Source organism: Dietzia sp. SYD-A1 (assembly GCF_015356725.1).
In the GTDB taxonomy this organism is placed as follows: Bacteria; Actinomycetota; Actinomycetes; order Mycobacteriales; family Mycobacteriaceae; genus Dietzia.
Genome location: NZ_JADDKI010000042.1, coordinates 1 through 11,895, shown reverse-complemented (window position 1 = coordinate 11,895; position 11,895 = coordinate 1). Strand labels below are relative to the sequence as shown.

At 69.6% G+C, this 11,895-nt stretch carries 9 protein-coding genes; 5 read left to right on the top strand and 4 right to left on the bottom strand.

The features are described 5' to 3' along the window. The first annotated feature begins 148 nt into the window (after nt 1–148). Nucleotides 149–2,515 carry an ATP-binding domain-containing protein gene (locus IY392_RS02400; RefSeq protein WP_194860415.1) on the top strand — a complete coding sequence of 789 codons (2,367 nt, stop codon included), beginning with the start codon at nt 149–151 and terminating at the stop codon, nt 2,513–2,515. Further along, a complete protein-coding gene (locus tag IY392_RS02395) occupies nt 2,512–2,943 on the top strand; it encodes a DUF732 domain-containing protein (RefSeq protein ID WP_194860414.1) in 432 nt (143 codons plus the stop codon). Before IY392_RS02400 ends, IY392_RS02395 begins: the two co-directional genes overlap by 4 nt. 34 nt (nt 2,944–2,977) lie before the next feature. On the opposite strand, the gene IY392_RS02390 is transcribed toward IY392_RS02395, so the two are convergent. Then, on the bottom strand, nt 2,978–3,427 hold the full coding sequence (locus IY392_RS02390; RefSeq protein WP_107756333.1) for a universal stress protein: 450 nt from the start codon (nt 3,425–3,427) through the stop codon (nt 2,978–2,980). Between the two features lie 92 nt (nt 3,428–3,519). Further along, complete coding sequence (gene uvrB, locus IY392_RS02385) at nt 3,520–5,655, bottom strand: excinuclease ABC subunit UvrB (RefSeq protein WP_107756332.1); 2,136 nt, start codon at nt 5,653–5,655, stop codon at nt 3,520–3,522. Between the two features lie 119 nt (nt 5,656–5,774). Between uvrB and IY392_RS02380 the strand changes: the two genes are divergently transcribed. Continuing rightward, nucleotides 5,775–7,196 carry a DUF4185 domain-containing protein gene (locus IY392_RS02380; RefSeq protein WP_194860413.1) on the top strand — a complete coding sequence of 474 codons (1,422 nt, stop codon included), beginning with the start codon at nt 5,775–5,777 and terminating at the stop codon, nt 7,194–7,196. 1 nt (nt 7,197) lies between these two features. Next, nucleotides 7,198–8,748, top strand: coding sequence for a DUF4185 domain-containing protein (locus IY392_RS02375; protein ID WP_182613167.1), 1,551 nt, complete (start codon nt 7,198–7,200; stop codon nt 8,746–8,748). A 31-nt stretch (nt 8,749–8,779) separates the two neighbouring features. On the opposite strand, the gene coaE is transcribed toward IY392_RS02375, so the two are convergent. Continuing rightward, nucleotides 8,780–9,862: a dephospho-CoA kinase gene (gene coaE, locus IY392_RS02370; protein WP_107756329.1), complete on the bottom strand. Its 1,083-nt coding sequence runs from the start codon at nt 9,860–9,862 to the stop codon at nt 8,780–8,782. 169 nt (nt 9,863–10,031) lie between these two features. After that, the gene (gene rpsA / locus IY392_RS02365) at nt 10,032–11,510 is read right to left on the bottom strand and encodes a 30S ribosomal protein S1 (RefSeq protein ID WP_107756328.1); all 1,479 of its coding nucleotides are present in this window, start codon (nt 11,508–11,510) and stop codon (nt 10,032–10,034) included. A 91-nt stretch (nt 11,511–11,601) separates the two neighbouring features. Here rpsA and IY392_RS02360 point away from each other — a divergent pair. Continuing rightward, on the top strand, nt 11,602–11,895 hold a 294-nt coding region (locus IY392_RS02360), incomplete at its 3' end, for a class I SAM-dependent methyltransferase (protein WP_309233979.1).

Below are 11,895 nucleotides of genomic sequence, written 5' to 3'. Positions count from 1 at the left end.
GCGCTGCCCGCCGGTTGCCGACGACCCCGCCCTGACCGGCGGGGTCGTCTGCGTCGGAGCACCCGCCCGACACCCGGTAGCCTGGTTGTCCCGCACCGTGCAGTCCGACGCGACCGCCGCCCGGTCCACACCCTCGAGAGGAGCGCGCATGACGGAGTCCGACGCCGTCGACGAGGAGCAGCGCCACCTCGGTCGTCTCCTCGACCGTCTCGAGGAACTGCGGTCCGACACCCGGGCCCGCCTCGACGCCGTCCTCCGGGGTACGGGGGGCACGCCACAGGCGAGGTCCGAGAGAGAATCGTTCGCGCGGCTCTATTCGGCGGAACTGGCGGCGTACAACGCCGCCAATCTGGGCCTGTACTTCGGACGGCTGGACATGGCCGACGGGGAGGTCCGACGGATCGGCCGCGTGGGGCTGAGGGACGACGACGAGGACCTCACCCCGCTCCTACTGGACTGGCGGGCGGACCACAGCCGCCCGTTCTACCTGGCCACCACCGCCCGTCCCGAGGGCGCACACCGTCGCCGGCACCTGCGCACGATCGGGCGGAGGGTCATCGGGGTGCACGACGAATTCCTCACGGCCCCGGCCGACGGGGAGATACCTGAGAACCACGACGACGTCGTGGGGGAATCCGCGCTGCTCGAGGCCCTGGACAGCGCGCGGTCCGCCCACATGACCGACATCGTCGCGACCATCCAACGAGAGCAGGACGAGATCATCCGCAACCCGCACGCCGGGGTGCTGGTGGTCCAGGGTGGGCCGGGTACGGGCAAAACCGCCGTGGCCCTTCACCGTGCGGCCTACCTCCTCTACACGCACCGCCGCAGGCTTGATCGCAGTGGCGTCCTCATCGTGGGTCCGAACGCGCGATTCCTCGACTACATCGCGCGGGTCCTGCCGTCGCTCGGGGAGTCGGGCGTCGTCCTGCGCACGCTCGCGGACCTGTTCCCCGGGGTCCGGGCCACCGGTCACGAGACGCTCCGCGGCGAGGAGGTGAAGGGGTCCGCCGACATGGTCGACATCCTCAAGGCCGCGGTCCGCGCCCGGCAACTCGCCCCGACTTCGGACGTGGTGGTGCGGTGCGAGGGCCATGCCCTGGTCCTCACACCAGCGGTGGTGCGCGCTGCCCGCGGCCGGGCCAGGATGACGCGACGCCCCCACAACCAGGCGCGATCCACCTTCCTGACCAAGATCGTCGACGCACTCACCGAGCAGTACGTTGCCGTGCTCACCGACCCGGTCGGGCAGGCGGAGGACGCCGCCTGGTCCCCCGGGGAGGGTGGGGTCGGGGACCTCGGGGATCCGGCCCGCCCGCTGCTGGACTCGGATGACAGGGCGGCGCTGCGCGCCGAGGTGGAACGTGCGCCGGAGGTCCTCGCCGCGATCGACGAGTGGTGGCCCACCCTGCGTCCGGAGAGTCTGTTGGCCGACCTGCTCTCCAGCCGCGAGCGCATCTCCGAGGCTGCCGGTGATTATGTGGCCGAGGACCAGGCAGCCCTCTTCCGTGAGGACGGTGGTGCCTTCTCGGTGGCGGACGTACCGCTCCTCGACGAGCTCGCCGAGCTGCTGGGCGAGGACCCGGCGGCGGAGGGCAGCGACGCGGACCGGGCCTGGGCCGAACAGGTCCGGCAGGCCGAGGAGGCCCTCGAGATCCTCACCGGGTCGGCGGTCCAGGACATCGAGGACGACCTCGACCCGGAAGTCCTCATGGCGTATGACGTGGTCGATGCCGAAGCCCTCGCCAGAAGGCACAGCGCGGACTCGGACCTCACCGTCGCGGATCGCGCCGGCGCGGATCGGACCTGGGCGTTCGGTCACGTGATCGTCGACGAGGCACAGGAACTGTCCGTCATGGCGTGGCGCGCGTTGATGCGCCGCTCCCCCAACCGGTGGATGACGCTCGTCGGGGACGTCGCCCAGACCTCGAGCCCGGCGGGCATCGACTCATGGCACGACGCGCTGTCGCCCTACGTCGACGACCGCTGGGTCCTCTGCGAGCTCACCGTCAACTACCGCACCCCGGAGACCGTGTCCGCGGTGGCGGGGCGACTACTCGCGCAGATCGACCCGCGAGCGACCTCACCGCGCCCGGTACGGGCGGGCCACCGTCCGGTCGCATGGCTCGAGACCGAGGCACGGTCGCTGGGCCGGGTCGTGGCCGATGAGGTCTCCGTCGTCCCGCAGGACCGCGCCGTGGCCGTACTGCTGCCCGACGGACCCGAGGAGGAGCACGCCCGCGAGATCGCCGACCTCAGGCGCGCCGTCGCCGAGGCACGCCCCGACACCTCGGTCCTCCCGCTGTCGCTGGCCAAGGGGCTCGAGTTCGACGTGGTGGTGGTGGTGGATCCGGAACGGGTCCTCGGACGGTCCCCGCAGGGACTCCAGGACCTCTACGTGGGGGCCACCCGCGCCACCCAGGAACTGGTCCTCGTCCAGCCCGGACGGTTCGGCCCGTTGCTCTCACTGATCCGGGAGTCGGTCACGGACGGTCCCGAGGAGCTCACCGCATGAGCATCAACGCCATTGCACGACTCTCGGTCGCCACGGTCGTGTGTGCCGTCCTGGCGGTGAGCACCGGATGCGCCACCGGGGAGGACACCACCGACCGGACCGTGCGCGCGGACACCGTGGGGCAGGGTGCCGACGCCGCCGACGGGCAGCCCGCCGGAACCGCGAGTGGACCCGCCAGGAACGGCAGCGAGCAGGAGTTCCTCGATCAACTCGCCGCCTCAGGACTACCCACGGAGATGACCGCGGCCACCACGGTCGAGGTCGGCCTGGGCATCTGCCGGAGCATCTCCGACGGGGCCGATACCGAGACGATCCTGGATCACCTCCGGCCACTCACCAGCGCGATCGCCGCCCAGGACGCCGACCGCGACACCACCGCGGTCGGCCGGGCCCTCATTGACGCCAGCCGGGCCCACCTCTGCGGCTGACCACCGGCCGGTCCGGCTCGGGTGATCCGTGTACTCAGGTCGTGTGCACGATGAGGACGTCGCACACCGCCCGACGGGCAGCGTCGGCGGGCACCGAACCCAGGAGTCGACCGGTCAGCGAGTTCAGCCCCTTGTTGCCCACAACGAGCAGATCCGCCTCCACCTCGTTGGCCAACTTGATGAGCGATTCGACGGGCGCCCCCTTGACGGTGCGCGCCTCGATGGTGGACGCCCCGGCGGCGGCCGCCCTGTCTCTCGCGGTCCGGACGATGTCCTCGGCGGGATTGTCACCGCGGATCTGATAGGCGTCGTCGCCCAGCTGATCCGCGGCCTGGCTGACCGACCGCGGGTCGGCGGGCACGTAGGCGCAGGCGATCACGAGAGTCGCGGACTCGTCGGCGGCCAGCGCCGCGGCACGATCGACCGCCCGGTAGGACGACTCCGAGCCGTCCGTTCCCACGACCACCTTGTTGTAGGCGCTCAATTGTCTTCCTCTCGTCGGCAACACGTGCTCCCCAGCGTAGTGCGCGGAGGCCCGCGCCGTGCCCGGTAGGCGCGCGACGTCACAGTGACGGGTCAGTCGACTCCGGCCTCGCGCATCCCCTTGAGCTCCTTGCGCAACTCGGCGATCTCGTCGCGGAGCCGACCCGCCAACTCGAACCGGAGGTCCGTGGCCGCCGACATCATCTGCTCGGTCATCTCCCCGATGAGCTTCTCGAGTTCCGCACGCGGCCGCGCCGAATCGCCCGCCGCCCGTGCCCCCACGAGCTCGGGCCGGTCCCGCGGGTCGGGGGACGACTCCCCGCCGCCCTCCTCCCCGACCCTGTCGAGGATGTCGGCGATCTTTCTCCGCAGTGGCTGGGGGTCGATACCGTGCTCGGTGTTGTATGCGACCTGCTTCTCACGCCGACGGTCGGTCTCCTCGATGGCCTGACTCATCGCTTCGGTGACGGAGTCCGCGTACATGTGGACCTCGCCGGAGACGTTACGGGCCGCGCGGCCGATGGTCTGGATGAGCGAGGTGCTCGAACGGAGGAAGCCCTGCTTGTCGGCGTCGAGGATCGCCACCAGGGAGACCTCGGGCAGGTCCAGCCCCTCGCGGAGCAGGTTGATGCCCACCAGGACGTCGAACTCGCCACGGCGCAGGTCCCGGAGCAGCTCCACCCGCTGCAGGGTGTCGATCTCCGAGTGCAGATAGCGCACACGCACGCCGAGCTCCAGCAGATAGTCGGTGAGGTCCTCGGACATCTTCTTGGTCAGGGTGGTCACCAGGACCCGCTCGTCGCGCTCCGCACGGGCGCGGATCTCTCCGAGGAGATCGTCGATCTGCCCCTTCGTGGGCTTGACCACGATCTTCGGGTCCACCAGACCGGTGGGCCGGATGACCTGCTCGACGAACTCGCCCCCGGTGCGTCCCATCTCGTACGTCCCGGGGGTTGCGGAGAGGTACACCGTCTGGCCGACCCGGTCGGAGAACTCCTCCCACGTGAGCGGACGGTTGTCGAGCGCCGAGGGGAGCCTGAAGCCGAAGTCCACGAGGTTGCGCTTGCGGGAGGCGTCGCCCTCGAACATCGCACCGATCTGCGGGACGGTCACGTGGGACTCGTCGATGACGGTGAGGAAGTCCTCGGGGAAGTAGTCGATCAGCGTCGCCGGAGCGCTTCCCGCCGCGCGACCGTCGATGTGTCGCGAATAGTTCTCGATCCCGGAGCAGAACCCGACCTGCTGCATCATCTCGATGTCGTACGAGGTGCGCATTCGCAGGCGTTGCGCCTCCAGGAGCTTGCCCTGGTTCTCCAGCTCCGCCAACCGGGCCTCCAGCTCCTCCTCGATCGAGGCGATGGCCTTGGCCATCCGCTCGGGCCCGGCGACGTAATGCGTCGCCGGGAAGATCCGAACCTCGTCGACCTTCCGCACGACATCGCCGGTCAACGGGTGGATGTAGTAGAGCGCGTCGATCTCGTCACCGAAGAACTCGATACGCACGGCGAGTTCCTCATAGGTGGGGATGATGTCGACGGTGTCCCCCTTGGCACGGAACGTGCCCCGCGTCATCGAGACGTCGTTGCGCTCGTACTGCACGTCCACCAGCAGTCGCAGCAGCCGGTCACGCTCGACTTCCTGACCCACCGCCAACGAGACGGACCTGTCCAGGTAGGACTGTGGCGTGCCGAGACCGTAGATGCACGAGACCGAACTGACCACGACTACGTCGCGTCGCGAGAGCAGTGACGACGTCGCGGAGTGCCTGAGCCGCTCCACGTCGTCGTTGATGGACGAGTCCTTCTCGATGAAGGTGTCCGTCTGGGCGATGTACGCCTCGGGTTGGTAGTAGTCGTAATAGGAGACGAAGTACTCGACAGCGTTGTTGGGGAGCATCTCCCTCAGTTCGTTGGCCAGCTGCGCGGCGAGGGTCTTGTTGGGGGCCATGACGAGGGTCGGTCGCTGGACCTGCTCGATGAGCCAGGCCGTCGTGGCGGACTTACCGGTACCGGTGGCGCCGAGCAGCACGACGTCCCGCTCGCCTCGCCCCAGGCGCTCGGTGAGCTCGGCGATCGCCGTCGGCTGGTCCCCGGACGGGGTGAACTCGCTGACCACTTCGAACCTGCCGGTGGACCGCTCGACATCCCCGATGGGACGGAACTCGGAATAGGACAGGACGGTCGGGTCTGCGGGGATCCCGTCGTCGGGGATCTCGGTCGCGAAAGCCATACCGCAAGCTTACGAGTCGACACCGACACCCGCCTCTCGACGAAAGAGCCCCCGCATCCCGGGTTGCCATTACTCTGCACACAGACTCCCCTCATCTCGTCCCCTCGTCTGGAGAATCCGTGTCCCGCAGCACACCTCGTCGTCGTCCCCACCTGTCCCGTCGGACGCGGGCACCCCTGGCGGCGGGTACCGTCGTCGCTCTCGCGATCGGCGCGCTCACGGCGCTGACGGCACTGCCCCCGGTCGCGTCCGCGGCGCCGTGTGACCCGTGGCCCCCGACCGGCGGGACCGGACTCGGCTCCGGTTCCCTCTCCGGATCCGCCGCCATGCCGACCGACGCACCGGCCACCCCCTGGGCGAACGGGGCCAGTGGCTACATCCCCATCCTCCAGGGACGCACGACGACGGTGGAACTGCTCACGGGGCCCACGAGTCCCAACCGGACGGTCGAACGGTTCGGCATCTCAGGAACCGACCTGGGAATCATGTGGAAGAACGGGGACGCCTCGAACCCCCAGGTACTCATGGCGCTCGGGGACACGATGGGCGACTGCAGCCTCCCCGGCACCCAGTGGCGCAGCAACATCCTGTTCCGCTCGTCCGACCGGATCCTGTCCAACGGGATGCGGGTCGACAACGCTCCGATGGAGCGCAGCGGTCTGGCCAAGTCCATCCTTCCCCGCTCGAATCTGCCGGGCGAGGTGACCGTCATCCCGACCGCGGGTGTGGAGGTCGCCGGTACGCAGTACCTGCGGTACATGTCGGTCGCCAGCTGGGGCGCCCCCGGTGAGTGGGTGACCAACTACTCCGCGCTCGCCGAATCAAGGGACAACGGGGAGAACTGGACCCCGGTGGCGGGCACCGCCCGGACCGGGACCGGCAGCGCTCGCCTCATACCGTCGGATCTCGGCGCCCCGTTCACCACCCACACCGCCGGCCAGATGAGCGCGTTCCTCAAGCACGACGGCTTCGTCTACGAGTACCTGACCCCGTCGGGCCGCAACGGCGCCGTGACCCTCGCCCGCGTGCCGGAGCGGTCGATCAGGACCATGTCGGCCTACGAGTTCTGGACCGGTGCCGGCTGGGGCCGCGACCACCGCTCCGCCGCGGCGGTGATGCACCCCCGTGTGAGTGAACTGTCCGTCTCCTGGAGTGCTCGACTGGGTCGGTTCATCGCCCTGTACACCAACGGGAACAACGACATCGTGATGCGGCAGGCCGCGAGGCCCGAGGGTCCGTGGTCCGGGGAGGACATCCTGCTGTCCTACCGGCACGTGCCCACCCTCTACGGTGCGTTCGTCCACCCGTGGAGTCCGGCGGTCGAGACGGTGGGATCCGACCTGTACTTCACCATGTCCACCTGGGACGCCTACAACGTCTTCCTCATGCGGACCGACCTCGATCTGATCCCCCCACGGACCCTCCCGGCCGCCGACTCCCGCATGCGCGTCGCGGACAACAGCTGGACCACCGACACCCCGGACCCCGCCGAGACAGGCGAGACCGTGCTCGTCGAGCGGCGTCCGATCCCGAGATCCTGAGATGAGCCGGGCACTCCAGCGGCTGGCCGCGACCGCACTTGCTGCGGTCGCGGCCTCCGTCGCCGCGATCGCCGTCACCGGGTCGGGCACCGCCACGGCCGGGCCGTGCAGCGTCATGTTCGGCAACTTCGGTTCCCTGCTGGAGAACCAGACCGGTGCCGGGATGGGCGGGGGTTCGCTGGGACCACCCGGATCGGGGTCGACCGGGCCCCTCGGGTCCGCCTCGCGGGCCCTGGGGTCGGCCGACCGCTCCGGGTCGCTCGTCCAGCAGCTCGAGACCGGGTCCCTGGGCAACGGCCTGTCCGGCTCCCTCGACACGGTCACCGGATCCGTGTACGGCATGCCGCCGTGGATCACCGGGGAGGAGGGCACAGTCCCCGTCCTCCGCGGCCCGACGCAATTCCTCCAGCTGGTCACCGGCCCCACAGGTCCCGCCGACACCGTCAGCCGCTACGGGGTGACCGGGACCGATCTCGGGATCATGTGGGACAACGGACACGCCACCGATCCGGAGATCCTCATGGCGTTCGGCGACACCATGGGTGACTGCACCCTCCCCGGGAGCCAGTGGCGGTCGAACGTCCTGTTCCGGTCCGGTGACACCGACCTCGGCGACGGGCTGTCCATCGACTCCGCGGCCACCGGTCCCGACGGCCTGGCCAAGTCCATCGTTCCCCGTTCGGGACTTCCCGGGGAGGTCACGATCATCCCGACCGCGGGAATCGCGATCGAGGGGGTCCAGTATCTGCGCTTCATGTCGGTCGCCCACTGGGGCCAACCGGGGTCGTGGACCACCAACTACTCGGGGTTGGCCTATTCGACGGACAACGGCGAGAACTGGACCGTCGTGCCCGCTCTGGCACGGCCGATCACCTCCGCGGTCCCGGTCGGCGACGGCGCACCCCCGGTGGACCCTGTCTGGCGGGACTCGCAGATGAGCTCGTATCTCACCACCGACACCCACCTCTACGAGTACCTCACGCCGTCGGGTCGGCAGGGCTCAGCGATCCTCGCCCGCGTCCCGCTCGCCGGGTCACCGTCTGCGGAGGACCTCGACGCAGCCGGCGGGGCACCTCCGGCCGCGGGCGTCCTCGACCCCGCCGCTTACCGGTACTGGGACGGCGCGGAGTGGGTGGACGATCCGTCGGACGCCGCGCCGGTGCTGCCACGCCCGGCCAGCGAGCTCTCCGTGATGTGGAACCGTCACCTGGGCAAGTACATCGCCATGTACTCCCAGGGGTACAACTCCGTCGTGATCCGCACCGCAGACCGCCCGGAGGGCCCCTGGACCGGACCCACCGCCCTAGTGGACTACTCCATGCTCCCCGGTGTCTACGGCGCGTTCATGCACCCCTGGGCCCAGGGAGAGGATCTGTACTACCTCGTCACGACCTGGAACGCCTACAACGTGTTCCTCGTTCGCACCAGGTTGTCGGACGTCCTGCCCAGCAGACTCCGCAGCGCGGCGGCTCCCGCCGGGCCCGCCGCGTCGGAGGTCGTCAGGCACGTGCCGGTCTCCGAACTCGTCGACGGCGCCGTCCCCACGGAGTGACGGCGGCGCCGACACCGGGCCCCGCGACCGCTCAGCGCTCCGACGCCTGGCAGCGGGTCCGTTCCCATTCCCGTGTCTCCTCGCGGTCGGCCCGACGGAGGATCTCCGAGTATTCCGCCCGCGCGCTCGGATCCGAGCCGATGGCCTCGGCCATCAGGAGCGCGAACTCGTGCTCCGGATCGTCCTCCGCGAGGATCGACACCTCGAGGGGCCGAGCGGGGTCACACCAGTGCAGGAGCGGGCGCTCGGTGGTGCGGTCGCGCACGTATCCCGCGTCGGTCAACAGTGCCAGCGCACGCTCCACCGCCGCCTCGTCCCGCACCGTCACCTGCAGGTCCACGATGTCCGGTGCGTCCAAGCCCTCGACAGCGGTGGGGCCGACGTGGTCGATGCGGGTGGCGACGTCCCCCAGGACGTGGCGGAGCCTCGCCATCGCCCTCGCCGCCTCGGCCGCCCACTCCGGCCGGAACGGCACCACGGTGCGGTCGCCCACCACGGGCGTGCCCGTCCGCAGGTTGTGCTCGAACGGCTGAAGTCGTAGCTCGACGAGCATCCGGACGATGTCGCGAACCGGTTCGCGGTCGCCCGAGTTGTCGATCAGGACGTCGGCTTCGGCCCGGCGGGCCTCGTCGGTCGCCTGGCGAGACATCCGCGCCCGGGCGTCGTCCTCCGGCATGCCGCGCTGGTCCACCAGCCGTCGGAGCCGGATCTCGGCGGGGGTGTCCACCACGATCACCAGGTGATAGGCGGGAGTCAGTCCGCCCTCCACCAGCAGGGGCATGTCGTGGACGACGATCGCGTCCTGCGGCGCCGATTCGATGAGCTCGGCCGTGCGCTCCCCGATCAGCGGATGGGTGATCGCGTTGAGCGCGGCGGTGCGCTCCTCGTCGACGAAGGCCCGGGCGGCGAGGGCGGCCCGATCAAGAGAACCGTCGGGCCCCACGATGTCGTCACCGAACTCGGCGACGAGCATCGCCAGCCCCGGGGTCCCCGGTTCGACGACCTCCCTCGCGATCCGATCCGCGTCGACGATCACCGCGCCGGCCTCCGCGAGAATCGCTGTCACCGTCGACTTGCCCGCCCCTATTCCACCGGTCAGACCCACCATCAGCATGAGACGAAGTCTAGGTGACCGCAGGTCTCGCCTGCGGACGCGACCTCCTTCACGGCACCGCGTCCGACCGGCGGAGACAGGCCACGGCCCCGGTCGGTGCCCCACCGAGGTGGGACGACCGTCCGGGGCCGTGGACGTCAGGCGCCCGTGGCGCCGTCAGGCAGAGAGGTCACTCACCGCCGGCGAGCTTGGCACGCAGAGCGGCGAGCTGCTCGTCGGACGCCAGCGAACCACCGGTCGACTCGGCCTGAGTGGCCTCCGCGGCAGCGGGACGGCTGGACGACGGCGCGGACTCCGACGAGTAGTTGGTCGGGGCGGCCTCCGCGGCCTCCGCGGCAGCGGCACGACCCTTCTCGATCTGAGCCGTGTGCATCTTGTGACGCCGCTCGGCCTCCGCGTAGCGGTTCTCCCACTCCTCACGCTGCTTCTCGAAGCCCTCGAGCCACTCGTTGGTGTCGGGATCGAAGCCCTCGGGGAAGATGTAGTTTCCGGCCTCGTCGTAGCTGTCGGCCATGCCGTACTTCGACGGGTCGAACTCCTCCGTGTAGTCCTCGTCCGCCTGCTTGAGCGAGAGCGAGATACGGCGACGATCGAGGTCGATGTCGATGACCTTGACCATGGCGTCGTCGTTGACGGACACGACCTGGTCGGGCACCTCGACGTGGCGCTCGGCCAGCTCGGAGATGTGGACGAGGCCCTCGATGCCCTCGTCGACGCGCACGAATGCACCGAAGGGGACGAGCTTGGTGACCTTGCCCGGAACGATCTGACCGATCGCGTGGGTCCGGGCGAAGTGCCGCCACGGATCCTCCTGCGTGGCCTTGAGCGACAGGGAGACGCGCTCGCGGTCCAGGTCGACGTCGAGGACCTCGACGGTGACCTCCTGGCCCACCTCGACGACCTCGGACGGGTGGTCGATGTGCTTCCAGGACAGCTCGGAGACGTGAACGAGCCCGTCGACGCCACCGAGGTCCACGAACGCACCGAAGTTGACGATCGAGGACACGACGCCCTTGCGGACCTGGCCCTTCTGCAGCTGATGCAGGAACTCCGAGCGGACCGCGGACTGGGTCTGCTCGAGCCACGCGCGACGCGAGAGCACGACGTTGTTGCGGTTCTTGTCCAGCTCGATGATCTTGGCCTCGAGCTCCTGGCCCACGTAGGGAAGGAGGTCGCGGACGCGGCGCATCTCCACCAGCGAGGCGGGGAGGAAGCCACGGAGGCCGATGTCGAGGATGAGGCCGCCCTTGACGACCTCGATGACGGTGCCCTTGACGGCCTCGTCCTTCTCCTTGAGCTCCTCGATCGTGCCCCAGGCGCGCTCGTACTGTGCGCGCTTCTTGGACAGGATCAGCCGGCCGTCCTTGTCCTCCTTGGTCAGAACCAAGGCCTCGACCTCGTCGCCCACCTCGACGACCTCACCGGGGTCGACATCGTGCTTGATGGAGAGTTCGCGCGAGGGGATGACACCCTCGGTCTTGTAGCCGATGTCGAGCAGGACCTCGTCACGGTCGACCTTGACGATCGTGCCCTCGACGATGTCGCCATCGTTGAAGTACTTGATCGTGGCGTCGATGGCGGCGAGGAAGTCCTCCGCGGAGCCGATGTCGTTGACGGCTACCTGCGGGGAGGTGGTGTTGGTGGTCATATGGTGGGGTGCTCCGGAGTGGATAGGAATCGTAGGTGGGCAGGTGTTCGCGAGCGTGTACGCACGCGACCGTCAACTGTACTCTGCCAGCGTGACGTCCACAAACCCCCCCGACCACGGTGAGTCCGTCCGCGCCTCCCGCGCGTGGTGGGACGCCGAGGCGGTCGACTACCACCACGAACACGGTGAATTCCTCGGTGCCCACTCCCCCGACGGCGAGTTCGTGTGGTGCCCGGAGGGCCTGCACGAGGGCGACTGGGCGCTCCTCGGCGACGTCGCCGGCCGCGACGTCCTGGAGATCGGATGCGGATCGGCGCCCTGCTCCCGCTGGATCGCCGGTCGCGGGGCCCGGGCCGTCGCCGTGGACCTCTCCGCCGGGATGCTC

Excerpts from the sequence above, each read along its gene's own strand:
- IY392_RS02400 (WP_194860415.1), top strand. The coding sequence starts at position 149 with ATGACGGAGTCCGACGCCGTCGACGAGGAGCAGCGCCACCTCGGTCGT.
- IY392_RS02375 (WP_182613167.1), top strand. The coding sequence starts at position 7,198 with ATGAGCCGGGCACTCCAGCGGCTGGCCGCGACCGCACTTGCTGCGGTC.
- coaE (WP_107756329.1), bottom strand. The coding sequence starts at position 9,862 with ATGCTGATGGTGGGTCTGACCGGTGGAATAGGGGCGGGCAAGTCGACG.
- rpsA (WP_107756328.1), bottom strand. The coding sequence starts at position 11,510 with ATGACCACCAACACCACCTCCCCGCAGGTAGCCGTCAACGACATCGGC.
- IY392_RS02395 (WP_194860414.1), top strand. The coding sequence starts at position 2,512 with ATGAGCATCAACGCCATTGCACGACTCTCGGTCGCCACGGTCGTGTGT.
- uvrB (WP_107756332.1), bottom strand. The coding sequence starts at position 5,655 with ATGGCTTTCGCGACCGAGATCCCCGACGACGGGATCCCCGCAGACCCG.